Below are 26,030 nucleotides of genomic sequence, written 5' to 3' on the forward strand. Positions count from 1 at the left end.
TCACCTCACTTCGTTATATGAAGGTCAACCTAGGTCTACTCAAAAAAATATGTATAGGGGTATTTGTATTGTTGGGCACAGTATCCGCCACTCAATTGGGCAATTTAAAATTCTCCTTTGATTTTAGTCAGTTCTTTCCCGAAGAGGATCCGGACTTGGCGTTTTATGATGATTATGTTGAGAAATTTGGTACAGATGACAACTTCTTGCTTATAGCTGTAAAAAACAGTCCCAATATCTTTCAACAGGAATTTCTAACCAATTTTAATTCCTTTTCCCTTGAAAGCAAGGGCTTTGAACATGTGATGGAGAGTAGTTCCTTGACCACCCTATCATACCCGCTAAAAACATCGTTTGGTTATACTACCCTACCCATTATACATATTGATGATACTTTACAATATGAAAAAGACTGGCGCAAAATTCAGGAAGATTCCTTATTTACCAATGTACTCATAGATGCCAATAGATCATCAATTGTACTGGCCTTAAAAACCGAGGATAATTTGGATTATAAACAGTCCGGTGTGTTATTGGACAGTGTACGTGCCTCCTTAAAAAGGCATCATTTAAATTCCTACCATATTTTGGGAAGGGCGTTTTTTTACGAGGCCATAGTGGATATGCAGAAAACAGAGGTACTAACCACCACCATTGTTGCCTCTATCCTTGTTTTTATAATCCTACTATTGGTTTATCGTAGTATGCCCGTTGTCTGGATTTCCGTATTTTCAATCGCCCTTTCATTGTTACTGTTCATGGGACTATTAGCAGTTTTGGGGAAAGAACTAAATGCAATGGCCGTATTTTATCCTGTGCTAATGCTCATTGTTGGTACGTCAGATGTTATCCACCTTACGGATAGTTATATACGAAAACTTCAAAACGGCTTACCGCGTTATACCGCTATACTATCTTCGTTAAAGGAAGTAGGTATGACTACCTTATTGACCTCGGTAACCACTGCTATAGGTTTTGTAACTCTTCTATCGTCTAGATTGGTCAGTATCCAAGACTTTGGAATCAATGCCGCAATTGGTGTTTTAGTTGCCTATTTTACGGTCATTTTCCTGACCGGTTCATTATTAATCAGTCTACCGGAAAAAAAACTGATTGGTGGCAAAAGTGTTTCTATAAAATGGACAACCTATTTATTGCGCCTAAATACATTTACTAGGGAATATCCTAAAAGTATAATTTTTGGGACCGTAGTTTTTACACTACTCTGCTTTCTAGGAATTTATCTCATAAAAACCGATTATGAATTTAAGCAAGCCTTACCGGCAAGAAGTAAGATTGCTGCAGATTTTGATTTTTTCCAAGAAAATTATGCAGGTTTTAGACCACTGGAAATTGCAGTAACCAGCAAGCCAAAGTTCAAAGTGACCGATTTTGAGGTTGCGCAAGAAGTTGAAAAATTATTGGTCCATTTAAAGACCCTTAAAAGCATTGGCAACGTACAATCTGCAAACTTGCCCTATAAAATCATCAATAAGGCCTACCATCTGAACAACGCCGATTATTTTAAACTCCCACCAGACAAATCTTCTTTTGAAAAATATAAAAAAGATGCCAATCGCTTAGTACGTAAACAATTGGGACAGTTTATCTCTGAAGATGAAACCGTGGCCCGTATCAACGGAAAGTTGCAAGACGTAGGAACGGACAGCCTTAGCGTAGTTTATAAAAGTATTACTGATTTTGCCACAACCCAGATGGATACTTCTATCGTTACGGTAAAGATTACAGGCAAAAGCATCTTACTGGATAAAAATTCAAAATACATTAGAAAAAATTTGTTGGAAGGACTGTTGTACGGTCTTCTTTTAATTGGGGTGATCATGGCATTTATTTTCAGGGACATTAAAATTTTCCTGATATCACTTGTGCCCAATATTCTTCCAATTTTATTTGCCGGTAGTGTACTTGGCTTTTTAAATATACCGCTAGAGGCATCATTATCCGTGGTTTTTGCAATTGTATTTGGCATAGCGGTAGATGATACCATTCATTTCTTGGGAAAATACAAACTAGGCATGACCCAAGGGCTAAGCAAAGAGGCCGCGCTGGAAAAAACCTTTGTACAGACTGGTAGGGCATTGGTCATCACCACCATTATCCTGTTCTTTGGATTTATGGTCATGTTATTCTCCATTCACCAACCCAGCAGAACAATAGGATTGATCATAAGTGTAACCCTGGTAACGGCCTTAATACTGGATTTACTCCTGCTACCGGTACTTTTAAGAAAATTGATTAAATAGAATTATTGGTTTTATTAAGCGTTTTTTGAAGAGATCTATACGCGAAAATTGTTTTTCCAACCAATAAAATCATTAAGCTAATCCATAATGTGAAGAGTAGGTATTCCATAACATTACTAGTTTTAGTGACAACATTTAGTTAACGTATTTAAGATGCTGGGGCATTTTAAATGTATTTGGTCGATAAATATATGCATTTCATCCATACAAATCTTAAAATCTGTTAATTTTTCGACGAAATACCTAAAAAATAACAGAGCCGCGGATAAACCACGGCCCTGAAAAAAAACAATCCAACCTAAAACAAACCAGAAATGAAAATAATTGGGCAATCAATTACAAATCTTGGATCTGCTTTTCCATATGGGGCCCTAGTTCATATAACGCCCCTATTAATTCTCCTTTAAGTTTTTTGACCTTGTCATAGATACCATTGGCCTTATATACTTCTGCCGCCTGATACAATAAAGCGGGCTCAAAGGTTTTTCCATAAACATGGGTATCCATTAATTCCATAGCCTTTTCTTTATCACCCTTTCTTAAATGGCTAAATGCCAGCCAGCTATATGACTCTGGCGTAGGTCTGTTCATTACTTCACGATTAGCCAAATTGAGCGCTTTGTCGTATTGTTCGGTTTCGTCCAAGTACAACCCTAAATTATATGCATTGTACATGTCACCATAGGCCGGGTCCTGCACCAAGGTAAAATAGCGATCTAAATTTTTTGTACGAACCAAGTCGTTCCCCATATAATCCGCTATTTCCGCTTTTAGTAAAAAGTAGTCCGGAGCACGGTATGTCTCGGTCACGGAATCCAAAATTCTAATGGCTTCCTTAGGATTGTTATCATTAGAAAAAAGAATCCAGGCAATACCTTTTTTGGCATAGGCATTATGTTTATCAATGGCCAACGCTTTTAGATAATGGTCATATGAATCCTTTATTCGCCCCGCATGTCCGTAATAATCCGCCAAGTTGGTATAACTCCACAGCATAAGTTCACTGTTTTTAGCCGACTCCGCTTTTTTTCCTGCCAATTCCATAAATTTTATGGTCGTATCCAAATCTCCCTTATAATCGTTCCATTTGGCAAGGCGAATCATATATCCAAAATCTGACATATTCCTTATACTATCCAAATACTTTTCTGCTAGGGTATAATTGCCCAACTCCATATGGATATCAAAATAAATGCGTTGTCCCTCTACTTTACTACCATTTATCGCCATGGCCGAATCCGTTAATTGTAAAGCTTCCTTAAAACGGTGCTGTGAAATATAATTTCTTGCCAAAGCCCTGTAATAACCGGCCTTACCAATTGCCGCAATTTCTACGGCCCTTTTAAGGCTTTGCTCTGCCTTTTTCAAGTATTGGATATCCCCAGTCCGTTGAAAGTATCTGCTGTATTCACCGCCTACTATACCAAAACTGGTTAGCTGCATACTATCTGGTCTAATTTTAGAGTTCCATAAATCAAAATATTTAGATGAGGTGCTCAATTCCTCCACTTCTAAATAGTTATTATAATCCGCTTGTTGTGCTATACTCCCATTATTCTCTTTGGAACTACAGGAGGATATCAATATCATTATTATTAAAAGCCTTACAAATATCATTAGGTTGTGTTTTATTTTGGATTGTTTAAAAAAAGGGGAGCTTTTCAACTCCCCCGCCCTTCTTTTTCATAAGCAATTAGGGTTGTGCCTTTCTTATCATAGCTATTACGATAAGGGGAAGGCAACTTTTTATTCTGGAGCTCCCAAATATGGGAAGGTAGTACCTACAGTTGCGGTAAGCCCAACACCGTCTGAAGTTAACCTTGGTAAATCTGCCATACCGTCATCATTGGTATCCTGTCCACTAAATCTAGCACCGTCACCACCACCGAACAATAAGATCAATGAAACATCGATTACATCATCCTGAGGGGTTCTTCCGGTTAGACCTACTGCACCTTCATAATTTGGAGCACCACTACCTCCATTAAAATATGTTGTTGGCAAATTTGGTGCTACTTCCAATACATCGTTGGCCAATACAGTTGTCAAAACCGTAGCCGTAACCGGGTTATTGGTATATCCATCATCTGTAGGCCCGTTCAAAATATCACCTAAAATATTAGGCTCAAAATTTACCGCTTCTGGGTCAGCTCCTAAAATGTTTGCATAAACATCATGGTATGCTTCCAATCTTGCTTCAAATGCAGCTTGAAACGTTGCTTCCATTTCAGAAGGAATAGAAACGTTATGCATTTCCTTGGTGGCCTCATCTGCACTTAATACCGTATTGATACCTGGTCTACCCATAAAATCCACCTGTGCGTAGGTCCCAGAGAAATCCGGTTCCATAGGCTCCATAGCATCTTCACAAGGTTCACAGGTAGAACCGCCGCAATCCACGCCCGTCTCATCACCGTTCATAATACCATCATTACAGGTTGCAGTATCTACAACCGGTGTATTATCATCATCATTGTTACAAGAAGCCAAAGCCATCATTGCACAAAGCGACAAAAACGTATATTTTATATTTTTAAATTTCATTTTATTACTTTTTATAAGGTTATTATTGTTTAACATTGGTAGTTACCCAAGTTTTGTAAACAGGTAGTTGTAATACATTTACAGCGGTTGTTTCGCCTAACATACTATTTGGTATTTCAATGACAATGGACATTGTGTTTGCACCATCAAAAGTATCCACTGCGGTTTCATCATCATCGTCTGATGTATTGGGGTCTCCAGCAGGTTTAAACCCTAAGGGAGCCGTACCACCAATTACTTCGTTAAACTGAAAAAAATCAAAGAAAAATGCATCTTGCCTAGGGCCTGCAAATAACGATACCCCGTCTGCCGTAGTTTCTAGAATTGCGGTTTCAGCCGAAATATCTACCGAACCTAAAGGGGAATCTACCATAACGGTACCGTTCAATCCGGTTTCGCTAGGTACAACGGGTCCAAAAAAGTACATTTTACCGTTTCGTGGAATGGCCTGAATGACCAAATCTTCAACAAGATCACCGGTTCTGTCTATATTGATTTCCATCAATACGTTTTCATCAAATGTACCATAGGCCAAATCTGGCAGCACATTGGTTTGTAAGTCTACCGCAAAAACGGTATTGTCCGAACCTTCTGTAGGTTCAAACGCATAAAAATCGGCAATGTCTGCCGTTGTGTTGGTTACCCCGGGCGCATCAATATGATCTGCCGCAACTAAAAGGCCCCCAACTAAGGCCAAAGCCCCAAGTCCCATAAATAATTTTGATTTTTTCATTATCTTATTTTTAGATTAGAATCACCCTTACTTACGAGACATTAAATGGAAGGTTCATTTTTTTTCAAAAAAAAATTAAAATATCCTATATAATTCACTAAAATTCAGAATACAACAATTATAAATACCCTTTTTTATAAGACTTTAGATAATATACATTACTTAACCAACCTTATAATATTTGGCTAACTTTGCGCATTAAAACAGTGAAAGTATGAACCCGTCTGCCTCTGGCTGGATTGAAAAATATGGCTCGGTCGTTCAAAAGAACCAAAACGCATATCCAAATTTTGATACCCTATATTCCGCTTTGAGAAAAAATGGATTTGTGTATGGACTAAATGCGGACATACCCCATTTCATACGACCGGAACATACCTTATCTGAAGATGAAAAGGCAAAGATAAATTTATTGAATGCCCTATATTTTACCTATAAGATAGAAGCGCACTCCACAGATTATACTGTTTTTATTACCGAGGTCTTTAAATTTTATCAAATTCTAAAAATTAACAAAGTAGGTTTTTTCGATAAATTGCTTACAGGAAACAAAACTTCCTCAAAGTTGGAAAAACTCATGGCCTCCCGTATATATATAGAGGACAACATTTTCAGCAAAACATTCAATAACCTTATTACCAACTCCTTACTGTTTATTGATGTATTGCTTTTTAAGCATTATTTAAACCATGCCGTTAATTTAAAGTCAAAAGCCGAAGAGATTGAATATTTGGCCATTAACATTACCTACCATGCCTTAAGTTCCAAGGAAGCTCAACGAAAGGATAACAAATTATCCCAATTACTAGCTTCATCATTAACCTATATAGAATGTGCCAGTCATACCTTTGATGGGTCTTATAGAGATCGATTGCTTAACAACAAGGATATATGGGAAAATAGATATTTTCTGGATATGGCCTGTTTGACCGTTTGGGAAGACCACTCCTTAGATTATACGGAGTCTGATTTTATTTTTGGAATAGGAAAGGATTTGGGACTTGCCAATGCTATTATCTTGGAATCCATTACCCATGTTACCGCTTTTTTTAAGCTTAATATGCATACTATTCATTATTTGAAGGAGAAAAATCTGGCCCATCAATTTTACGACAGTATGGGTAAGATCGTAAAAAAATTAATTCTCAGAAATAGCAAACGTCTGGTTAAAGAGCTTTCACAAAGTGCGGAATTGGTTTCCTTATTATCCAAATCTACGGTGAGGGACCTCAGTAATGATGAAAAGAGAAAAGTACAAAACCAACTCTTGGATATTTTTAAGAGCATACCCTCATTGGCCATTTTTATTTTGCCCGGTGGGGCTATATTACTACCTATATTTATCAAATTAATTCCTAAATTACTGCCGTCTGCCTTTGACGAAAATAGGATCGATGATGAAGATTTTACTGATTAAGCAAAACAGCATTGACCATTATGGTTATTCCAGCCACAATTTAAAGTCCTTTACCTTTTCCCTACTTACTATAATTTCCAATTGTGGATTGTTGTTCAATTTAATCTGTAGTCTAGAATTGGTGTAGGAGATGATATCCTTTATATAATCCACATTCACAAAGTATTTGCGACTTACCCTAAAAAAGGTTTGTGGCTTCAATTCCGGTTCCAACTGTTCCAAGGTAGTATCCAATAAATAATTACGTCCATCCTTGGTCGCCGCATAGGTCCCTTTATTTTCACTAAAAAAACACTCTACATCTTCTGCATTGATGATCTTTAAATGTTGCCCTACCTTGGCCGTAAACCTTTTTTTGTATTCCCGTTCTAACGGATTTACCAACAATTTCTTGATGTCCTCAAAATCCAAAGCTATTTTATTGGGCTCTACGGCTGTTTTAAAACGAGTACGGTATTTATTTACCGCCTGTTCCAAGTCTTCATCATCAATAGGTTTAAGGATATAATCTATACTGTTCAATTTAAACGCCTGTAAGGCATATTCATCAAAAGCCGTTGTGAATATTATTGCACTATGCACCTCAACCACATCAAAAATTTCAAAGGATAGACCGTCTGATAACTGGATATCCAAAAAAATTAAATCTGGATGCTCATTGTTCTGAAACCATTCTATGGCCTCGTCAACGGAGTGTAACATAGTCGCTATGGTTACATCTAGTTCTTCCAGCATTCTAGATAGTCTGCGTGCCGCAGGTTTTTCATCCTCAATAATAATGGTCTTCATAATTCCTTTTGTATAATATCCTGTATCATTTTTTGTTCCCACTTAATCAGCATTTCAGGCTTGGTCCACTTAAAACGAACTAAACGTATCCTGAAGACTACCAGCGCATGAATTGTTAGAACAATTGACCAAATTATTGGAATACTTGCAATATTCCACATAACCCATTGCTTAAATCCATTGTCCGTAATAGCCGCTATATCAAACCAATTAAATATATCTTTTGACACAAATAAAATCAATACGTTGGCCGTGATGAACAATCGACAATGTTTGAAAAATTTTTTAATACTTTCAATACGTAGAAGGGCCCTTTGCTCTTTACTATGTTGTTCCAATTTGTTCATGCCTATCTAAATTTATCTGCTTCCTTTTGCTCTTGTTCTACAAATTTTCGTATTTGTCTTTCCTCCCAATCTTTTGAGAAAAAGGGATTAAAATGGTATACCCTTGCCCCATGAAATGCTAAACCAATCCCCCAAAAAAACGGCGTAGAAAAAGTTCCAAAGTTAAAGAACGCTTCATTGAAAGATTCCCCGCTGTTCATTCTGGCCATAACGGTCAAACTCATTATAAAGAGATTTACCAATATGTAGACAAATAAATGAATATAAAATCCTTTTAACTCCTTAACCTGTTTTTTGGCTCTTGCCAATTTCTCGTTTTGTTCAAATTCGTTTATTTCCATCTTTGTTCGTTTTCTTCCTGTTGAATAAAATCTCGTAACTTTCTTTCTTCCCAGTCCCTACCAAAGAAAGGATTAAAGTTAAAGATTTTAATTGCCTTTAAAAAAAGGCTAATTGCGAATGCAAATACCACCCATAAAAACCAAGGGTAACGCCATTCATTAAAATAATAATTTATTGCGGCTACGATTACTATTGTACCTAAGGCCGAAAATACCTTGCCATAGAACTCCTTTAACTCAACAACCCGCTCTTTTGCTTTATTATATTTTGTATTGTCCATGATGCCTATATTTTTTATTAAAACTCATTCATATATTCCTTGATCTTTCTCTCCTCCCATTTCTTTCCGAATAAAGGATTATATCCATATGCGTAAAGACCGTTCATCAACAAACCAAACCCCCATCCTAGCGCAGGAAAAATAGCCCATGGAAATTGAGTAGTCCTATAATTTATATACGCCAAAATGGGTATTACTATACAATAGGCCAATAGATTTCCGTAAAATCCTTTTATGGCATTTACTTTTTCCTTTGCTTTTTGATACTTATAGTTTTCGCTGTTCATTAAATTGGTTTCCATCTTAATTTGTTTTAGGTTATTATTTGTTTTCTATACCTCAAATCTCGGTAGAAAGTGCAGGTTTTAAAAAATAGAACTACCCAGTTGTAAATTTTAATGACTGAATTGTAAAAAGTGGTGTTATATAATTTTAAAAGCCAAATTACCATGCCCGTACTATATAGAAGTTTGATGACGGTACGTGCAAATTAACTCGTAAAATCTCCTAAAAGCGGACCATGAAGTTTAAAATATTTGATCAGGAATAAGGACATAACCATCCTTAAAATGTGAGATATTATAAAATTATCCAATACTATTTATATAGGTGTATAGCTATCATACGGGTATGGGTATTTAAGCAAAGATGAAAGCCTAAAAGTTCTCATCCTCCATATATTGTTTTATTTTGCGTTCTTCCCAGTTCTTACCAAAGAACGGATTATAGCCATAGGCTTTAAGACCATGGCCCACAAGACCAAAACCCCAACCCAAAGCCGGAAAGATTACCCAAGTAAAACTTGTTGTTCTATAATTGATATAGGCAAGTACGGGAATCACTATACAATACGCCATAAGGTTTCCATAAAACCCTTTGATCATCTCAACGCGCTCCTTTGCCTTTTCATAGCGTTTGCTACTTATAAAGGATTCCTGCGTTTCCTTAAATGCAATTTCAGTGGTCAACATAGGCAAACGTACCTTAAACTCCCGGTCGTTCTTAAAAATCTGCATTTCTTCTTTGGTAAGAATGGCATATCGTTGACGTATATTTTGTAGGCCTACCCCACTACTTTTTTTAACCACTTGTTTTTCCTGCAAATTATTACTTACGTACAAATAGTTGCCCTCTTCGTAAATTTTAATATGAAGTGGTTTGGCAGAAGTTACAATATTGTGCTTTACGGCATTCTCCAATAATAATTGTAGGGATAAAGGAACAATTTTTGCTTCCGGGTTTAAGGCCCTTTCCGGAATTTCAAAAATGATACTGTCCTCAAAACGCATTTTTAACAAGCGCACATAGGTTCTGGCAAATTTAAGTTCTTCATCTACCGAAATCAGATTTTTACTTTTCTGCTCCAATACATATCTATAGACCTTGGATAGGGATGTTGTAAATTTTTGAGCCTGATCGGGATCTTCTTCAATTAAGCTGGTCAATACATTTAAACTATTGAATAAAAAATGTGGGTCTAATTGATTTTTAAGTGCATCGAACTTTGCAGAGGCAGAACCTGCTATGATCTTTTGTTCCTTTACCTTGGTATCCTGTAGGGCCTTATAAAAATAAAAAGCGTGCAAAAAGAGTGAAATAATAAGGGTAATGACCAAAATGCCCAAGTAATGACCAAGACTCTCGGTCTCTAAAAATTTAGAGAAGTCATTTCCAAAAAGTACTACCTCTATAAAACATCTTAGTAGGGCAAATGCTAAAATAGTTAGAAGTATAGAACCTATGGCACCATACCACAATCGTTTTTGAGTATGTTTTTCCCAACTATATATTTTGGAGATATATTGGTTGAAATAAGCATTTACGAAGGTCAGTACAAAGGAATAGAGAAAAGTTATACCTGCAAATTGAAGTTCCCCATACCACGTCATAGTGTCCCAGTCGGAAAATAAAAGATTTATGATTACAATGAACAGGGTAATAATTACCCCTATTTTCAACACTTTTAAAAAATTACCCATACCCTTCCTTGCTCAATTAACATTACGCCAAATACGCAGTACCTCTTCCAAAATTCTAAAAATAGGTATTTGTTTCATAACCTGTAATCTTAAACTGGTTCATAATGCAAGCCTAAAATTGCAATCCTTTATATAAAACAAAAATAATTACAGTCCGAAATGTCAAAAATGACCTCCGAACTGTAATTAGGATTGGTTGCTTGGTTGTTAACTCGTAAACGTAAAATTAGGTAATTTTATAAGTTCACCGCCTTTCATGGCAGATTCATGGGACAGTATTCCTACACACGTGATATTTGCGGACTGTCTAGCATTAGGATAGGGCGAAGTACCTTTTACCAAGGCATCTATAAAAGCATGCACCAAATGCGGATGAGAACCCCCATGTCCCGCTCCTTGGGTAAAGGACAAATGCTGATTATCATCTTCATCATATACTCCTTCTGTCGTGAAAGATTGAATTTCCTTTGGTAACAGTTTTGCAAAATCTGGACTTTCCACTTCTTCCGGAATTTCCGGTTCCGGTTTTTTAGCGGTATGGACTACCAAAGGTTTGCCTTCAATTAAAGGCCATTCCACTGATTTTTTGGAACCATAGACTTCTATACTTTCCCGGTACTGTCTGGCTACATCAAACAAGGAACGGTATACCTGGGCACTTAAATCAGAATTTCTAAACTTAATATGTGTAGTTTCTACGGCATATGGCGAATTGTATTCCTTTATCAGTTCCTCACGTATAGTTCCGGAACCGAAACAAGAAACATATTCCGCTTCATCCCTGGTCAAACCTAAAACCGGGCCAACACAATGGGTAGCGTAATGCATTGGCGGTAAACCAGGCCAGTAATTTGGCCAACCATCCATATCCTGTTGATGGCTAGCTTTTAAAAACTGAACCTTACCCAATTCTCCATTATCGTATAGCTCCTTCATATATAAAAACTCACGCGCATAAACCACGGTTTCCATCATCATGTAGGTAAGACCTGTTTGCTCCGTTAACTCCACTATTTGTTTGCATTCATCCACAGTCGTAGCCATGGGAACGGTACAAGCAACATGTTTGCCCGCCCTTAATGCCTGGATAGATTGTTCTCCATGGTTTGGTATAGGCGTATTTATATGAACAGCCTCTATTTCATCATCCTTTAGTAGTTCTTCATAAGACGTATATCTTTTAGCTATACCAAATGCATCTGCAATTTCATTTAATTTATCTTCATTACGTTGGCAAACCGCTACCAGCTCCGCATTAGGGTGCTTCTTATAAATAGGAATAAATTCTGCACCAAAACCTAGTCCTATGATGGCTACTTTTATTTTCTTTTCACTCATTCTTGATCTCTTAATCGTTAAACGTTCTTTTTAAAAATTCCAATCCTTGTTTAGCAAAAGAATCTTGGTCATCGGCTAATTTTCTCCAGATATTTACAGCGGCGGCCAACTCCTTTATTTCTGGTGTAAAACTTTCAATTACCATTGCACCGTTATACTCAATATCCTTTAGACCATCAGCAAAATCTTGCCAAGGGGTTAGACCAGTTCCTGGAATTCCCCTATGGTTTTCAGAAACCTGTACATGTATCAATTTATCACCAACGGAATTTATGGCCTTACGTATATTGTTTTCCTCTATGGTCATATGAAAACCATCTAACGCAACTTTAACACAATCTTCATTGATGTCCCCAATTAAGCGCATTACTTCATCTGCGGTATTTATAAGGTCGGACTCAAACCTGTTCAAGGGTTCCAACGCAATTTGTAGTGCATGTTCCCGAGCCAAGGATGCAAGCTTTCTTAAATTCTTTACCGATCTATCCCATTCTATTTTACGTTGTTCATCTGTTGCCAACCTGGCCTTACCTACGGCTGCATATAATGGACCTGCCACAAAATTAACCTCCAACTCTTTTGCCTGTTCAAAACATCTTTTGGCAAATTCAAAACAATTGTCATGGAGAACAGGGTCCGCCGCGGTCAAATCCTTATCATCCCCAAATACAATACATACGGTAGGTGTTAAACCATTATCGCCTAAAGCCTGTTTAACTTGGGCAACATCTACAAGCGAAGGGTTTTCCAATGGAATTTCCACCACATCAAAACCCATTCTTTTTATCTTGGGAAAAAGTGCGATCGAATTGGTCGTAAACGGTGACTGCCACAACCAAGTACTTACGCCAAATGTTATGTTACTTTTCATCATTGCTATACTTACTCCTCAATTATTCTACAATCATTACCCCTTGCATAATTCTCCAATGCCCAGGGAACGTACAAATAAAAGGATATTCCCCCGGCGTAGAGGGCGCTTTGAACTTTAGGGTATAGGTTTCATCTGGATTCAACAATGGTGTCGCAAAAAGAACATCACTCATTTGTGGTACATAATTTAACTGTGCCGCATTAGGGTCAGCGGCCATCTTATCCGCCGCGGTACCCACTACCTCTTTTTTTCCGGGTTTGGTAATTACTAGGTTATGCTGCATAAAATCAGGATTCTCTAAAACCAAGGCAACTTGTTCACCCGCCTTAACCCTAAATTGGGTTACATCATATTTCATTTCATTGGTGATGGTTTTCATCTGTATGACTTTAGCATTAACATCCTCTATTTCATCTGCCATAGATTCTGTGGCACCTTCTCCATAATACTTCATCAATAGCGTGGCGATATCGGTGTTGGAATATGTTTTGGCCAATTGCCCAGTACTATTTATTTCCACCTTATATTTCCATTGCCCATGAATCCTGATCAATTCATCACCTGATTTAATATATAATTGCCAAAAATTACCATAAAGTCCACCTTCTCCACCATTATCCTCTACCCTTACGGCAATTGTGTTTTTTCCTGGCCTTAAAACTCCCTTGGGAATATCATAAGTTCTGTTGGAACTATAACTAGAAGCCATTCCACCAACTTCAACACCGTTAACGTACGTAATATCAGAATCATCAATAGGTCCCAGGGAAAGAATACTGGCCTCTTTGGCCATTGCGTCCGGTACATTTACTTCTTTTCTAAACCAAATGACACCGTCCATGTCCAAACCGGCATCCTCTATATACTGGGGAATTTCCATAGACTCCCAGTTGCTATCGTCATATGTTGGCGAACTAAAATCACTCACCTCATTACCGGGAGCTTTAAAACCGGGATTTGCTTCCATAAATGCATTTAGATATCCACTTACATGTTTTGCCGCAGCGGCATATAACGCTTTGAACAACCATAGGTCATTGATAACCTCATCCTTTTTTCCAAGATCGTGTAGTAATGAACCTACTTTTTGTGATGATGGCCTTGATGTAAAATAGATAAGGGCGGACAACTGTACATTTGGATCGCGATCATTTAAAGTATTGGCCTTGAACAAAGCATCATCACTATCATCATTTTTAGGTAATAACTGAATGGCCGCCTTACGTACTGCAGAGGCTTTATGGTACAAAGCTCCCTTAATAACACCCACTGCATTGCTATCGGTATCCATGGCATCCAAACCATCAATAGTCCAAAGGGCATGCATTGCCGCATTGTTTAAGCCTTCATCATCTACTTGTTTGGTATTTACCAATTTATATAGATCGTTCAACACATCTGTCTTACCTCTTTCTACCAATAGGCGCTGTGCCGTTAACCTCCAAAATTGATTATCGCTACCCAAAGCTTCGAGTAGGGCGTCTGGGTCATCCTTGGATAATTGCATTTCCTCATAGGTATAATCATTTTTGGGTACAATACGCCAGATTCTTCCATGTCCTTTATCACGTAGCGGATTAACATAGGCATTTCCCTCTCCATTTTCGGCATCATAACCACCCCTTTCCGTATTGGGCGTGGGGTTATGCTGTACAATAAAATTATACCAATCCGCTATCCAAACGGCACCATCAGGACCGGTTTTAGCATCTACAGGTGAACTCCACTCATCTGAGGAGGCAAATAGATTTCCTGCATCTTCTTCCAAATATCCTGCTCCATCCCTTACAATTTTTGCTTGATGTACCACACCACCGGTTGGCTCACATACAAAAGCAATACGGTTCCAATATTCCTTTGGATATGCCCTTGCGGTATAGAAATGATGGCCTGCAGCTGCCGTAAATCCTCCAAAAACATCTACTTGCCTTACGTTTGGCGTAATAGGCTGCATAAAATAATGGCCGTCTATTTTTGCACTACCGTCTTTTCCAATACCTTCTACATGGGCCAATGCCGCATTAGGAATCCCAACAAATACACTATGGGTATTATTGGCAGTGGATGCAAAAATTGAATTATCCTCTGTAAGCCCCAAACCCCACGTATTGTTGCTAGTATTGGTCAATACTTCAAACGTCTTACGCTTGGGATGAAACTTGTATACATTTTGATTGAATTTATATTCATCTCCAAAAATCTCACCGTCAAACCCGGAATATCCTACTACCCCATAGAGGTTATTGTCTATACCATATTGTAGATTGGACGGTCCTGCATGGGTATCGAACGTACCCCAACCGTCTATAAGAATCTCTTTTACATCGGCCTTATCATCACCATCTGTGTCCTTTAAAAAAATAAAATGTGGAGCTTGTGATACGACAATGCCTCCGTCATAAAAGGTAAAACTGGTAGGGATATTCAATTTATCCGCAAAGACGGTTACCTTATCTGCCTTACCGTCTCCGTTGGTATCCTCCAAAATCTTCACTTTATCATCACCTTCACTATTATCGTTACGTACCGTATTGGGATAATCTACGGTTTCAATGACCCATAGCCGACCTTTTTCATCCCAGTTCATAGCAATTGGATTAATAATTTGTGGCTCCGAAGCAAATAGTTCAACTTTGAAACCGGCAGGTACCTGAATTAATTTCTTCGATTCTTCTGGCGACAACGGTAATTGATATTTTGGCGCGGGATCTCTCTTCTCATAATTAGGAATATTTGCGCGTTCCTCATAAGTTAAGGTCGGCATATCTTTCATAAAACCCTCCCAATTCTTTTTAACCTGATCATTGACCGCCCAAAGTATACCGTTCTTTACCAAGTCCTGAAATCCTTTGTTCTGCCATGTTCGCTCATCATGTCCATAAGCGGTATAAAAAACCTTACCCTCTCCTAAACGTTTAACCCATGTCCAAGGTTCATGATGGTCTTCCTCAACCCTTTCCATTAAAACGGTAATATCATCTGCAATTTTATCATGTACATAGGTTTCGTCCCATGTTTCAAAAGGGGTCAGATTTTTTGTGATAGGATGCGCCTTATCTACAATATCCGCAGTAAAGGTATCGGTCTCGTGACTCATGAATTGCGCCCCTACCAAATTGATGTATTCAGGAGAATTTTTAAAACAGAAGCTAGCGGAATGAATAGGAATAAATGCATTACCTTCCTTTACAAAATTGAGCAGGGCGTTCTCCTCTGCTTTTGCTAATTCCTCATGATTGGCATACACAATGAGACCATCATATTTTGCAAGATTTTCGGTATTTAGGTCAGAAGGCTTTTCTGTATACGATATATTAATACCATCCTTGGTCAACGCCGAAGCCAATATTGGAAAATATTCCCTTGAGTTATGGTGCTCTATTTCATGTCCTAAGAATAAAAGTTCTATCCTGCGAGGAGCATCATCCGTTTGTTTCTTTTCGGTGGGTGAACATGCCGCAAAAAACAAGAGTATAATTAGTACTTTGAGCGACGGGTAGTTGATTTTCATAATGAACGTTGTTTTGTTATTTCAATATTACATAAAATAGTACCTTGGAAATCACTCTTATTTACCACATACTGACTGTATTTTATCATTTCATTTTATAAATGATAGTTTTATTGATAAATTAGTATGCAATTACGACCTTTCAATTTGTAACACCTTAATGAAATCTGCTCTTCAAAAATCTCCGATTCCAGAAACAAAGGCCTATTTGGCTAGAACATTGAACGAACCGGTTTTTGACCCACATTGGCACTTTCATTCTGAATATCAATTGTTCCTTGTGCTGGAAGGAAGTGGCACCAGGTTTATTGGTGATAACGTAAAATCCTATAAAGCAGGAGATATTACCTTTACAGGTCCAAACCTACCACACATGTGGCGTAGTGAACATGTGCATGAACAGGAAAAAAATATTGCATGGTCCAAAGGGGTGGTAATTTATTTCCATGAAAATTTTTTGGGGGAGAATTTATTGAAGACCGATGAGGCGATACGCTTAAGACAGGTATTCCATAAAAGTCGTAGGGGTATGGAATTTACTGCAACGACCGCCACAATTTTACAGAAATTAATGCTGGAGTTATTGGACAAAGATGGCTTTGAAGGAATTCTACATCTATTAAAAATACTGGACTTCATTAGCCAAACCAAGGAATATGGTATATTGGCCAGCCCCGGTTATACCAATACCCTACGCGAAGCCGATACCCAACGTATGTTCAATGTCTATGCTTTTGTAATGAATAATTTTAAACGTAGGATGACATTGGATGAACTGGCTCAATTGACCAATATGACACCTACCTCGTTTAGTAGATATTTTAAACTTCATGCCAATAAATCATTTTCTGAATTTGTGAGCGAAATACGCATAGGCCATGCCTGTAAACTGCTTATAGAACAGAAAATGAATGTATCCCAGGCTTGCTATGAAAGTGGATTTTCTACCTTATCCAATTTCAATAAACAGTTTAAGAACATTACCCAACGTACGCCCTTGGCCTACAAAAAAGAATATGAAGTCTATTAATAATTAATGGTACCCGCTATATAAATTTGACTGTGGATTATATGGCTTAAAAATTCAGCATGCTATATTTTAGAATATGTTGTTTTTGATTTTATTGGCACCGTTATGAACAGTCCACCGGTATCCATGGCATGTACCAACTTGTACTGATGGAAAATGTCTGACTTTCGTTCACCATTTTGGTACCATACACATTCTACGTAGCTATTATTATATAAAACGCCAAAAATGGGATTTTTTTTTGAAACGTATTTGAGCACTTGCATTTTAGGCGAATTGAGCAATCCTTTGACCTTTACCCAATCACCTAGTTTAAATTTTCTTGACATAATACTACCTTTTAAATGATTGAACATTTTGGTAGTTAGGAGGCCTATTGGCCTCCTATTATACCATTCTTTAAACTGTAATTAAGAAATTTTAATATTCCTTGCCGGCTTTTGTTTGGCCTCTTCTTTTTTGGGCAAGAGAATACTTAAGATACCATCCGTGTAATTGGCATTGATCTTATCATCATCTACGGTTTCAGGTAAGGTAAATGATCTTTTAAAAGAAGCATAGCCAAACTCCCTTCGTGTATAATTGGAATTTTTTTCTTCCTTATCTTCCTTGGTTTCCGTATATATGGATAAAACTTGATTATCTAGGTCAATATGAAAATCAGATTTTTTAAGGCCCGGCACTGCCATCTCCACCATAAAGGCATCGGCAGTTTCCTTGATGTTTACTTTAGGTAAGGATATTCCGGTATTAAAATTAGAGGTGAATACCGATGGTAAATCCCGGTTAAACAAATCATCGATCCAATTAGACCATAATGGGAAGTTTACATTTGAAGTAGTGTTTGTTAAACTTCCGTTTTTAGGAACAGTTACTAAATTGCTCATAACTACAAAATTTTAAATTAAACATTATTTCAAATCTGAAATCGTAAAGACTTCATTATCATACAAGCAAATTAAATACCAAATTAGAATAATACCATAAGTTGACCATGATCCAATTATAAATTCTGTCAAATTATCAGAAGTGATGTCAAATTTTCTTTTTTTAAAAATGTCAAATTGACATTTTTAAATGACAGCATTGCACCTATTATAGCTTTCTCTTTATTGTACCTATACTTTATCTGTTTTACCTTAATTTAATGTTTTTATTGCTATGGGTCAAATTTGCCATCTTTCTTAATTTATGAACCACGATCAACCAATACAATTATCTGAACCAATTTCTATAACCCTTGTCATCCCATGCTATAATGAGGAGTTTCATATAGAACATACGTTAAGACAAATTACTTCACATCTTCTTGAATACCCTACCTTTTCTTTTCAAATCTTGGTCTTGGACGATTGCAGTACGGATAGTTCCCTGGTTATTTTAAACCAAATTGCCAAAAACAATCCGGTAGATATCACAATTTTGAGAAATGAAAGCAATAAGGGAATCGTAACCTCAACCAAAAGATTATTGCAAACCGCGCTGTCCCTAGGACCACATTATATTCTAAAATGTGATATGGATACCGATGTACCCCATAAAATGGCCATTTCAATGTTCTTGGAACTCATTGAGCAAAACAGATCCAGCAAAATACAAATTCTTATAGGTGAACGCTTTGTTGCAGATCAAAACCAACTATCACCACTGGAAATTTCGGAGCAAGAAAAAATGAGGGTCTATCTAATGGAAGGTTTAAAAATTAAAAATTACAACCCTGTTTCTTCAGGAACGGTACTATTCACAAAAAATGTCATTGAACAACTTTTGCAACTGCCCATTGTAATCTCCTATGATATGAAATGGGGATTGGATTTTTTATTATGTCTACTGGCCCATCAATTAAATTTTCCGGTGCAGAAAGTAACTATTACCAATGGTAACTATAGCCCCAGCCGACGCAGTATTGCCAAGATCAAAGCACAATATGCAGCGTATTATAACGTACTTCAACTCGTGGAAAATTGTAAAAAGCTCAATTAGTACCACTCCATAATTCGATATCAAAAATTATATAAACAAAACCGTACTATACATAGCTCAATACAATCAATACAGTAAATTTGCAGGTGTAAAATTGGTACCTTGAACGCATGAACTTAACCATAGAAAACATATTACTGGTGGGCTCCTTATTGCTATTTATTAGCATTATAGTCGGGAAAACCTCGTATAAGTTTGGTGTGCCTACCCTTATTCTGTTCTTGGCCATAGGTATGTTGGCAGGATCGGACGGTATTGGCGGCATTAGGTTCAATGATCCACAACTTGCACAGTTCATAGGTATTGTATCGCTTAATTTTATCTTATTTAGTGGTGGCCTGGATACCCACTGGAAAGGGGTTAAACCTATTTTAAAGGAAGGCTTGGTACTTTCTACCCTGGGGGTATTGCTTACCGCGGTTACCCTAGGTACCTTTGTGTACTATATTACGGATTTCACCATCTATGAAAGTATGTTGCTGGGCTCTATAGTCTCATCAACAGATGCGGCGGCGGTATTCTCTATATTGAGGTCAAAAAATTTAGCCCTTAAAAACAACTTACGGCCCACCTTGGAATTGGAAAGCGGAAGTAATGACCCAATGGCCTATGTACTCACGCTTGCTTTCTTGACCTTGGTCATCAATCAAGATTTAAGTGTATTCTCTATTATCCCCTTGTTCCTACAGCAAATGGTTTTGGGCGGAATTGGCGGATTTGCATTTGGGAAATTGAGCGAGATTATCATCAACAAGATTAAACTTGGGTTTGAAGGTCTGTATCCCGTATTGGTCATAGCGCTAATGTTCATTACTTTTTCTGCCACGGACGCCGTTGGTGGTAATGGTTTCCTTGCCATCTATATTTGTGCAGTGTATCTGGGCAATCAGGATTTGATCCATAAATCTACCATTATAAAAATGTTCGATGGTTTGGCATGGCTAATGCAAATTGTATTGTTCCTTACATTAGGACTTTTGGTATTTCCCTCAGAAATCATCCCGTATATGGGACTTGGAATCCTTATTTCCGTATTCTTGATCGTTGTGGCGCGCCCCGTAAGTGTATTTCTAAGCTTAATGTTTTTTAAGATGAGAATGCGTAGACGGTTTTATATTTCTTGGGTAGGTCTACGCGGTGCCGTACCCATTGTGTTCGCCACTTACCCATTATTGGCCGGTATAGATAAAGCAAATATGATCTTTAACATCGTATTCTTTATTTCCGTAACCTCTGTTCTTATACAAGGAACCACACTTTCTTTATTCGCAAAATGGTTGCATGTGGCCTTGCCAGATGAAGTTAAGCCAATTACAGAGAATGATCGGTATATTTTAAACCTCCCCAAGTCAGAGATGGAAGAGGTAACTATTCCTGAAAATAGTTTTGCGGTCGATAAACGAATTATTGACCTGCATTTCCCAAGGTCCGCATTTATTGTAATGATCAAAAGGGACAATAAATTTGTACGTCCCGGAGGCGCTACCGTTATTAAGGCAAACGATATCTTGGTATTGTTGTTGGATAATGAAGATAGCTTGAAAGAAGTGAATCAAATTCTCGACCAAAATGTTGTCGCGTAACATGAAAAAAGTGGGTCAATTACTTAAGGTTTTTACACTTCTCTTAACGTATAGTTTTGGGATGTTTAACGCAACGGACAATGCTTCCACCGTAAACGAAATCCATGTAGTCCAGGATGAAGGTCAAAATCAAATTTTAAAGGCCTCCTCAAGGGCCCTGTCCCCGCATGCACAACAGCCCCAGATAACATTTTCCGATAGCACCGAAAGTATTACCCTAGATTTTAAGCTATCGCTATCGAGTTTTAGCCTGCTAAACAGTAACCAAGAACTTTTCTTTTATTCTAGTTTTAAGCAGTACAACAATTACTTTACTACCCTACTGGTCAGACACCGAAAGTCTAACCTCATATTTCCTTTTCATAATTTCTGGTAAGTCCGTTCCCCTGCCACATATTCCATTATGTTGGCTATATCCTTAATATAAAGCAAATCAATTGCTTTATATACATAGCAATCTTATCAATTTTAATAATTACCAAAATGGAAATAGGAGTTGCCGTAATTGGCCTTACATCTGTTGCACTCTGTGCAATACCTTTTATTCTAACCAATAGAAATAGAAAAATAAAGGAAAGAAAAGTATTTACAACCTTACAAAATGTTGCAAAGAAGCATAATGCAATTGTAGAAGAATATGAGCTATTTGGCCATTATGCCATAGGTATTGATCAAAAGAACAAATTTGTGTTTTTTACTTCAATCACAAACGAAATAATTCAAGAACAATACATTGAATTAAGCAATATCCTAACATGTGAAATTGCAAATATTGGCCGCAATAATCATAAGAAAGAAAAAATAACGGAACGGTTAAACCTAATATTTTTTCCAAAAGATGTAAATGAGAGCAACAAGGTGCTGGAATTTTACAATGCTGAAACGCATTTTCAATTAAGTGATGAATTTCAATCTATTCAAAAATGGAACAATAGAATCAAGACCTTGTTGGCCTAAAACCAAGTAATTTATCATTAAACAAAAAACAGCAGGTGCATGGTCATATCATTTAGCTTTTAAAAGTTCAAGTACCTGCTGTTCTCTTTATTATTTTTATAGCCATTTGCTTAATACACATTATGAATCTGTAACCTAATTTTATATTGGGGATACGCAGTAATTTCCTGAAAAGGATTTATAAGTTATTGAAATAGGATCGCTTTATTTCATTTAATTTTGCGGCATGGTCAGAAATGTACAATTGCGGTTATCATTAAAAGAAGAAGCTACACCTAACGGTCTAGAATTGCGTACCGCCAACTATTTAGGTCTAGAAGAAGGTTCCTTTAAGATCAAGGTGCTTAGAAAATCTATAGATGCCCGTAAACCAAAAATTGTTTTCAACTATAAATTGGCCGTATATATCAACGAACCGGCTCCTAAAGATGCCATAAATTTTGACTATAAAGATGTTTCCAAAGCCAAACCAATACATATTATAGGCTTTGGTCCTGCAGGAATGTGGGCCGCACTGCGCTGCTTGGAAATGGGGTACAAACCCATTGTACTGGAACGGGGAAATAATGTTAAAGATCGTAGGCGAGATTTAAAAGCCATTAACCAAGACCATCAGGTAAATCCGGAAAGCAATTATTGTTTTGGTGAAGGAGGCGCAGGAACTTATTCTGACGGTAAATTGTATACCCGTAGTTTAAAACGGGGAGATGTTCGTCGCATCTTTGAAAGCCTTGTATACCATGGCGCTACAGACCAAATTCTTGTAGATGCCCATCCTCACATCGGCACGAACAAATTGCCCAAAATTGTACAGCATATTAGAGAGGTGATTATTGATCATGGTGGCGAAATTCACTTTAATACCAAGGTGACGGATTTAATCATTAAAAACAACACTTTAAAAGCCATTATTCTTAACGAAAAAGATGAGATGCCCGTTAAACGGGTAATTCTTGCTACCGGACATTCCGCTCGAGACATTTTTACATTACTACATAAAAAAGACATTGCCCTAAAAGCAAAATCTTTTGCCATGGGTGTGCGTGTAGAGCACCCGCAACATATTATTGACAGCATTCAATACCATTGTTCCGGTGAGCGACATGAATTGTTGCCCGCAGCGTCATATAGTCTGGTAGAGCAGGTTAAGGACAGAGGCGTTTACTCCTTTTGTATGTGTCCGGGTGGCTTTATTGTTCCCGCCGCTACATCACCAGGCGAAGTTGTGGTCAATGGCATGTCACCATCAAAAAGAAATAACCTTTATGCCAATTCAGGTATTGTAGTAGAAATTAACGTTGACACGGATATTCCCAAATATGAAAAATTTGGCGCATTAAAAGGTTTGGAATATCAAAAGGATTTAGAACGGTTGGCATTCACTTCTGGCGGAAGAACGCAGACCGCACCGGCACAACGTTTAACTGATTTCGTAAACGGAAATTTGTCCGAAGATTTGAATCCTACCTCCTACCAACCCGGATTGAAATCTGCACCATTACATTCACTATTGCCCAAATTAATAGGTAGTAGATTACGACAAGGCTTTAAAGCCTTTGGAGAAAAAATGCATGGCTATTACACGCGTGAAGCTAATATCGTTGGGGTGGAATCACGAACTTCTTCTCCGGTAACCATCCCAAGGAACGAGCAATTGGAACATCCGGACATTAAAGGTTTATTTCCTTGTGGAGAAGGCGGTGGATATGCAGGTGGTATTGTTTCAGCAGCTATGGATGGCGAAAGATGTGCCGAAGCTGCCATGGCGGGACTTTAAAATCCAAGTACAAACCCAAAAATTAAGTTCAAAATAAGTTGTTGGTTGTTGGAAAAATGAAAATTTACAAAGCAAATTTTTCATTACCAAAAGTCTTTCCTCTCTACTCTATTTTCTCCTTTCCACTTTGTACTTAATACTGTAAACTGTAACTGGCAACTGAAAACTGAATACTGAATACTGAATACTGAAATTATGCCATTTTTGGTTTGTTGGCCTTAGTGATGAAATTCAACGCTTTTTTAATTTTTGAATTTTTATACTTGTACAAACGCGCAACCTCCATTTTATTGTTAGCAGTTTCTGTGATTGTAATGTCTTCTACAATGCTCATTTCTATAGTAGCTACCTTAACTTCCTTTGTAGAATTTTGAGCTTGGGCAGTGAAGCTTAAAAAGATGATGAAGATGATTGTTACTATTGTTTTCATGACTTGCGTTTGTTACACTAATAGAACGCCCAAGACCTTGTTTTACTAGGTGGTGAATCGCTGAAAAACACCAAATTCTCGTTACTTGACATAGATTCGGACTAAGTGCAAAATCTTGTCGATAAACGACATCAGCCCTGCTTTCAGCTTACCGATATTTAGTGTCGTTAATCGATGTAAAGGTGAAATTCAAATACAAACTCAAGTACATAAAAAGAAGATAGAATAAAGATTTTGATTGTTGATTGTTGGTTGTGGGTTGTGGGTTGTGGGTTGTGGGTTGTGGGTTGTGGGTTGTGGGTTGTGGGAAAAAATAAATTTTGCGAAGCTAAATACACTTGATTAGGAACTAATCAAAAAAGTCTATTCTCTTTGTTCTATTTTCTATATTCTTACTTCCAACTACTTTATACTTAATACTTAATACTTAATACTTTATACTTTGTACTTTGTACTTAATACTTTATACTTTGTACTCTAACCTCACTTTACATTTCCTTCCACATTTAAGTGTACCTTTGCGGCTTATTAAAAATTATGACATTTAAAGAACTCGGCTTAGCCGAACCCATCCTTAAAGCCTTGGAAGCTGAAGGATATACCCACCCAACACCAATTCAAGAACAATCTATACCTATATTGCTAAAGGGCAAGGACCTTTTAGGGGTTGCACAGACCGGTACAGGAAAAACCGCTGCTTTTGGCATTCCAATTCTTCATCATCTTTATGAAGGAATTAGTCTTAGCCAATCCAAAAGAAAGGTAAAAGCTTTGGTAGTGACCCCCACACGTGAACTTGCCATTCAAATAGGTGAAAGTTTTACCGCTTATGGCAAACACACCGGACTAAGGAATACCGTTATTTTCGGTGGAGTAAAACAAGGTAAACAAGTTAACGCCTTAAGGGGCGGAGTTGATATATTGATTGCCACACCTGGGCGTTTGTTAGATCTAATGAACCAAGGTTTAATCTCCTTTAGGGATTTGGAGCATGTTGTTCTGGACGAAGCCGACCAGATGTTAGATATGGGCTTTATTCACGATATTAAAAAAATTATAGCCAAACTGCCTCCAAAAAGGCAATCCCTATTTTTTTCGGCCACTATGCCAAAAGATATTGTGGAGCTATCCCGTAAAATGTTGGGCGATTTTGAACGGGTGACGATTAAACCTGAACAGGCTACCGCAGAAAAAGTTGAGCAGGGCGTATATTTTGTGCAAAAAGCCAACAAACCTAAACTATTGGTGCATTTATTGGAACAACAACCACAAGATTCGGTACTTGTATTTTCGCGCACAAAACATGGCGCGAACAAAATTGTCAAAAAATTGGCCCAAGCAGATATTCGTTCTGCCGCAATTCATGGCAACAAGTCCCAAACAGCAAGGCAAAAAGCTTTGGGCGACTTCAAGGATGGCAAGCTAAAAGTATTGGTAGCTACTGATATTGCGGCAAGGGGTATAGATGTTGAGGAGTTGTCCTTGGTCATTAACTATGACCTACCCAATGTTTCTGAAACCTACGTACACCGTATTGGTAGAACAGGTCGTGCCAATGCAAGCGGTACTGCCCTTTCTTTTTGTGATAAAGATGAAAGACCTTATTTAAGGGATATTGAAAAATTAATCAAACAAGAAGTTCCCCGTTTAGGTCCGCATCCTTTTATGGATGATTCTCCAGAGGAAAAGGAGGATAGGCCACAAAGACAGCCAAGATCCAACAACCGTTCCAGGGGTCAGAACAACCATAAAAAAAAATCCGGGAATTCAAATTTTAGAGGTAAGAACAACAGAAATACCAATAAACCAAAACCTAGAAATTTTAATAGCAGTTCTGAATAGCATTTTATAA

Annotated in this window: 24 protein-coding genes; 9 read left to right on the plus strand and 15 right to left on the minus strand. The window is 37.5% G+C overall.

Annotated features, from left to right (window positions below; all coding sequences use genetic code 11):
• Window positions 1-17 precede the first annotated feature (17 nt).
• Window positions 18-2,264, plus strand: coding sequence for an efflux RND transporter permease subunit (locus Q2T41_RS01915; RefSeq protein WP_304434670.1), 2,247 nt, complete (start codon window positions 18-20; stop codon window positions 2,262-2,264).
• Window positions 2,265-2,600: 336 nt separating this feature from the next.
• Here Q2T41_RS01915 and Q2T41_RS01920 read toward each other — a convergent pair whose 3' ends face one another.
• The 3 genes from Q2T41_RS01920 to Q2T41_RS01930 all read right to left on the minus strand — a co-directional run bounded on the left by Q2T41_RS01920 (window position 2,601) and on the right by Q2T41_RS01930 (window position 5,541).
• Window positions 2,601-3,881 (minus strand): tetratricopeptide repeat protein, encoded by a 1,281-nt coding sequence (locus Q2T41_RS01920; protein WP_304434672.1) that lies wholly within the window; start codon window positions 3,879-3,881, stop codon window positions 2,601-2,603.
• A gap of 129 nt (window positions 3,882-4,010) precedes the next feature.
• Window positions 4,011-4,808 carry a DUF4331 family protein gene (locus Q2T41_RS01925; protein WP_304434674.1) on the minus strand — a complete coding sequence of 266 codons (798 nt, stop codon included), beginning with the start codon at window positions 4,806-4,808 and terminating at the stop codon, window positions 4,011-4,013.
• Between the two features lie 22 nt (window positions 4,809-4,830).
• Window positions 4,831-5,541 (minus strand): DUF4331 family protein, encoded by a 711-nt coding sequence (locus Q2T41_RS01930; RefSeq protein ID WP_304434676.1) that lies wholly within the window; start codon window positions 5,539-5,541, stop codon window positions 4,831-4,833.
• A 214-nt stretch (window positions 5,542-5,755) separates the two neighbouring features.
• On the opposite strand from Q2T41_RS01930, the gene Q2T41_RS01935 reads away from it, so the two are divergent.
• Window positions 5,756-6,958 (plus strand): LETM1-related biofilm-associated protein, encoded by a 1,203-nt coding sequence (locus Q2T41_RS01935; protein WP_144800784.1) that lies wholly within the window; start codon window positions 5,756-5,758, stop codon window positions 6,956-6,958.
• A 24-nt stretch (window positions 6,959-6,982) separates the two neighbouring features.
• Here the strand turns inward: Q2T41_RS01935 and Q2T41_RS01940 are convergent, their stop codons facing one another.
• From Q2T41_RS01940 to Q2T41_RS01980, 9 genes are all read right to left on the minus strand, one after another.
• Window positions 6,983-7,747 carry a LytR/AlgR family response regulator transcription factor gene (locus Q2T41_RS01940; RefSeq protein WP_144800785.1) on the minus strand — a complete coding sequence of 255 codons (765 nt, stop codon included), beginning with the start codon at window positions 7,745-7,747 and terminating at the stop codon, window positions 6,983-6,985.
• A complete protein-coding gene (locus tag Q2T41_RS01945) occupies window positions 7,744-8,094 on the minus strand; it encodes a 2TM domain-containing protein (RefSeq protein ID WP_304434679.1) in 351 nt (116 codons plus the stop codon). The genes Q2T41_RS01940 and Q2T41_RS01945 overlap by 4 nt, the downstream gene beginning before the upstream one ends.
• A gap of 2 nt (window positions 8,095-8,096) precedes the next feature.
• On the minus strand, window positions 8,097-8,435 hold the full coding sequence (locus Q2T41_RS01950; RefSeq protein ID WP_089260048.1) for a 2TM domain-containing protein: 339 nt from the start codon (window positions 8,433-8,435) through the stop codon (window positions 8,097-8,099).
• A complete protein-coding gene (locus Q2T41_RS01955) occupies window positions 8,426-8,716 on the minus strand; it encodes a 2TM domain-containing protein (RefSeq protein WP_304434681.1) in 291 nt (96 codons plus the stop codon). Before Q2T41_RS01955 ends, Q2T41_RS01950 begins: the two co-directional genes overlap by 10 nt.
• Before the next feature lie 17 nt (window positions 8,717-8,733).
• Complete coding sequence (locus Q2T41_RS01960) at window positions 8,734-9,018, minus strand: 2TM domain-containing protein (RefSeq protein WP_304434683.1); 285 nt, start codon at window positions 9,016-9,018, stop codon at window positions 8,734-8,736.
• A gap of 354 nt (window positions 9,019-9,372) precedes the next feature.
• Window positions 9,373-10,695, minus strand: a complete 1,323-nt coding sequence (locus Q2T41_RS01965) for a 2TM domain-containing protein (protein WP_304434685.1) — start codon at window positions 10,693-10,695, stop codon at window positions 9,373-9,375.
• Window positions 10,696-10,902: 207 nt separating this feature from the next.
• Window positions 10,903-12,033 (minus strand): Gfo/Idh/MocA family protein, encoded by a 1,131-nt coding sequence (locus Q2T41_RS01970; protein ID WP_304434687.1) that lies wholly within the window; start codon window positions 12,031-12,033, stop codon window positions 10,903-10,905.
• A 10-nt stretch (window positions 12,034-12,043) separates the two neighbouring features.
• On the minus strand, window positions 12,044-12,907 hold the full coding sequence (locus Q2T41_RS01975) for a sugar phosphate isomerase/epimerase family protein (RefSeq protein WP_304434689.1): 864 nt from the start codon (window positions 12,905-12,907) through the stop codon (window positions 12,044-12,046).
• A gap of 19 nt (window positions 12,908-12,926) precedes the next feature.
• A complete protein-coding gene (locus Q2T41_RS01980; RefSeq protein WP_304434691.1) occupies window positions 12,927-16,418 on the minus strand; it encodes a PVC-type heme-binding CxxCH protein in 3,492 nt (1,163 codons plus the stop codon).
• Window positions 16,419-16,578: 160 nt separating this feature from the next.
• Here Q2T41_RS01980 and Q2T41_RS01985 point away from each other — a divergent pair, with 160 nt between their 5' ends.
• Complete coding sequence (locus tag Q2T41_RS01985) at window positions 16,579-17,448, plus strand: AraC family transcriptional regulator (RefSeq protein ID WP_144800793.1); 870 nt, start codon at window positions 16,579-16,581, stop codon at window positions 17,446-17,448.
• Window positions 17,449-17,510: 62 nt separating this feature from the next.
• Here the strand turns inward: Q2T41_RS01985 and Q2T41_RS01990 are convergent, their stop codons facing one another.
• Complete coding sequence (locus tag Q2T41_RS01990; RefSeq protein WP_304434694.1) at window positions 17,511-17,804, minus strand: YodC family protein; 294 nt, start codon at window positions 17,802-17,804, stop codon at window positions 17,511-17,513.
• 54 nt (window positions 17,805-17,858) lie between these two features.
• Window positions 17,859-18,335, minus strand: coding sequence for an Hsp20/alpha crystallin family protein (locus Q2T41_RS01995; protein ID WP_304434696.1), 477 nt, complete (start codon window positions 18,333-18,335; stop codon window positions 17,859-17,861).
• Between the two features lie 304 nt (window positions 18,336-18,639).
• Between Q2T41_RS01995 and Q2T41_RS02000 the strand changes: the two genes are divergently transcribed.
• The 5 genes from Q2T41_RS02000 (at window position 18,640) to Q2T41_RS02020 (ending at window position 23,748) form a co-directional block, all read left to right on the plus strand.
• Window positions 18,640-19,431, plus strand: coding sequence for a glycosyltransferase family 2 protein (locus tag Q2T41_RS02000; RefSeq protein WP_304434698.1), 792 nt, complete (start codon window positions 18,640-18,642; stop codon window positions 19,429-19,431).
• A gap of 110 nt (window positions 19,432-19,541) precedes the next feature.
• Window positions 19,542-21,014 (plus strand): potassium/proton antiporter, encoded by a 1,473-nt coding sequence (locus tag Q2T41_RS02005; RefSeq protein ID WP_304434700.1) that lies wholly within the window; start codon window positions 19,542-19,544, stop codon window positions 21,012-21,014.
• 1 nt (window position 21,015) lies between these two features.
• Entirely contained in the window at window positions 21,016-21,390 is a 375-nt protein-coding gene (locus Q2T41_RS02010) for a hypothetical protein (RefSeq protein ID WP_304434702.1), read from the plus strand.
• A gap of 107 nt (window positions 21,391-21,497) precedes the next feature.
• Window positions 21,498-21,971: a hypothetical protein gene (locus tag Q2T41_RS02015; protein ID WP_304434704.1), complete on the plus strand. Its 474-nt coding sequence runs from the start codon at window positions 21,498-21,500 to the stop codon at window positions 21,969-21,971.
• A 226-nt stretch (window positions 21,972-22,197) separates the two neighbouring features.
• Window positions 22,198-23,748 carry an NAD(P)/FAD-dependent oxidoreductase gene (locus Q2T41_RS02020; protein WP_304434706.1) on the plus strand — a complete coding sequence of 517 codons (1,551 nt, stop codon included), beginning with the start codon at window positions 22,198-22,200 and terminating at the stop codon, window positions 23,746-23,748.
• 193 nt (window positions 23,749-23,941) lie between these two features.
• Here the strand turns inward: Q2T41_RS02020 and Q2T41_RS02025 are convergent, their stop codons facing one another.
• Window positions 23,942-24,178, minus strand: a complete 237-nt coding sequence (locus Q2T41_RS02025; protein ID WP_304434708.1) for a hypothetical protein — start codon at window positions 24,176-24,178, stop codon at window positions 23,942-23,944.
• 537 nt (window positions 24,179-24,715) lie between these two features.
• Between Q2T41_RS02025 and Q2T41_RS02030 the strand changes: the two genes are divergently transcribed.
• Window positions 24,716-26,020: a DEAD/DEAH box helicase gene (locus Q2T41_RS02030; RefSeq protein WP_089260032.1), complete on the plus strand. Its 1,305-nt coding sequence runs from the start codon at window positions 24,716-24,718 to the stop codon at window positions 26,018-26,020.
• Window positions 26,021-26,030 lie beyond the last annotated feature (10 nt).

The organism is Maribacter confluentis, assembly GCF_030505015.1.
GTDB classification, from domain to species: domain Bacteria; phylum Bacteroidota; class Bacteroidia; order Flavobacteriales; family Flavobacteriaceae; genus Maribacter; species Maribacter sedimenticola.

What these genes read in the sequence shown, in the direction of transcription:
- Q2T41_RS01980 (WP_304434691.1), bottom strand. Translation starts at nt 16,418, where the DNA reads ATGAAAATCAACTACCCGTCGCTCAAAGTACTAATTATACTCTTGTTT.
- Q2T41_RS02030 (WP_089260032.1), top strand. Translation starts at nt 24,716, where the DNA reads ATGACATTTAAAGAACTCGGCTTAGCCGAACCCATCCTTAAAGCCTTG.
- Q2T41_RS02010 (WP_304434702.1), top strand. Translation starts at nt 21,016, where the DNA reads ATGAAAAAAGTGGGTCAATTACTTAAGGTTTTTACACTTCTCTTAACG.
- Q2T41_RS02020 (WP_304434706.1), top strand. Translation starts at nt 22,198, where the DNA reads ATGGTCAGAAATGTACAATTGCGGTTATCATTAAAAGAAGAAGCTACA.
- Q2T41_RS01960 (WP_304434683.1), bottom strand. Translation starts at nt 9,018, where the DNA reads ATGGAAACCAATTTAATGAACAGCGAAAACTATAAGTATCAAAAAGCA.
- Q2T41_RS01990 (WP_304434694.1), bottom strand. Translation starts at nt 17,804, where the DNA reads ATGTTCAATCATTTAAAAGGTAGTATTATGTCAAGAAAATTTAAACTA.
- Q2T41_RS01995 (WP_304434696.1), bottom strand. Translation starts at nt 18,335, where the DNA reads ATGAGCAATTTAGTAACTGTTCCTAAAAACGGAAGTTTAACAAACACT.
- Q2T41_RS02005 (WP_304434700.1), top strand. Translation starts at nt 19,542, where the DNA reads ATGAACTTAACCATAGAAAACATATTACTGGTGGGCTCCTTATTGCTA.
- Q2T41_RS02025 (WP_304434708.1), bottom strand. Translation starts at nt 24,178, where the DNA reads ATGAAAACAATAGTAACAATCATCTTCATCATCTTTTTAAGCTTCACT.
- Q2T41_RS01930 (WP_304434676.1), bottom strand. Translation starts at nt 5,541, where the DNA reads ATGAAAAAATCAAAATTATTTATGGGACTTGGGGCTTTGGCCTTAGTT.
- Q2T41_RS01955 (WP_304434681.1), bottom strand. Translation starts at nt 8,716, where the DNA reads ATGGACAATACAAAATATAATAAAGCAAAAGAGCGGGTTGTTGAGTTA.
- Q2T41_RS02015 (WP_304434704.1), top strand. Translation starts at nt 21,498, where the DNA reads ATGGAAATAGGAGTTGCCGTAATTGGCCTTACATCTGTTGCACTCTGT.
- Q2T41_RS01970 (WP_304434687.1), bottom strand. Translation starts at nt 12,033, where the DNA reads ATGAGTGAAAAGAAAATAAAAGTAGCCATCATAGGACTAGGTTTTGGT.
- Q2T41_RS02000 (WP_304434698.1), top strand. Translation starts at nt 18,640, where the DNA reads ATGAACCACGATCAACCAATACAATTATCTGAACCAATTTCTATAACC.
- Q2T41_RS01915 (WP_304434670.1), top strand. Translation starts at nt 18, where the DNA reads ATGAAGGTCAACCTAGGTCTACTCAAAAAAATATGTATAGGGGTATTT.
- Q2T41_RS01925 (WP_304434674.1), bottom strand. Translation starts at nt 4,808, where the DNA reads ATGAAATTTAAAAATATAAAATATACGTTTTTGTCGCTTTGTGCAATG.
- Q2T41_RS01945 (WP_304434679.1), bottom strand. Translation starts at nt 8,094, where the DNA reads ATGAACAAATTGGAACAACATAGTAAAGAGCAAAGGGCCCTTCTACGT.
- Q2T41_RS01975 (WP_304434689.1), bottom strand. Translation starts at nt 12,907, where the DNA reads ATGATGAAAAGTAACATAACATTTGGCGTAAGTACTTGGTTGTGGCAG.
- Q2T41_RS01985 (WP_144800793.1), top strand. Translation starts at nt 16,579, where the DNA reads ATGAAATCTGCTCTTCAAAAATCTCCGATTCCAGAAACAAAGGCCTAT.
- Q2T41_RS01920 (WP_304434672.1), bottom strand. Translation starts at nt 3,881, where the DNA reads ATGATATTTGTAAGGCTTTTAATAATAATGATATTGATATCCTCCTGT.
- Q2T41_RS01950 (WP_089260048.1), bottom strand. Translation starts at nt 8,435, where the DNA reads ATGGAAATAAACGAATTTGAACAAAACGAGAAATTGGCAAGAGCCAAA.
- Q2T41_RS01965 (WP_304434685.1), bottom strand. Translation starts at nt 10,695, where the DNA reads ATGGGTAATTTTTTAAAAGTGTTGAAAATAGGGGTAATTATTACCCTG.
- Q2T41_RS01935 (WP_144800784.1), top strand. Translation starts at nt 5,756, where the DNA reads ATGAACCCGTCTGCCTCTGGCTGGATTGAAAAATATGGCTCGGTCGTT.
- Q2T41_RS01940 (WP_144800785.1), bottom strand. Translation starts at nt 7,747, where the DNA reads ATGAAGACCATTATTATTGAGGATGAAAAACCTGCGGCACGCAGACTA.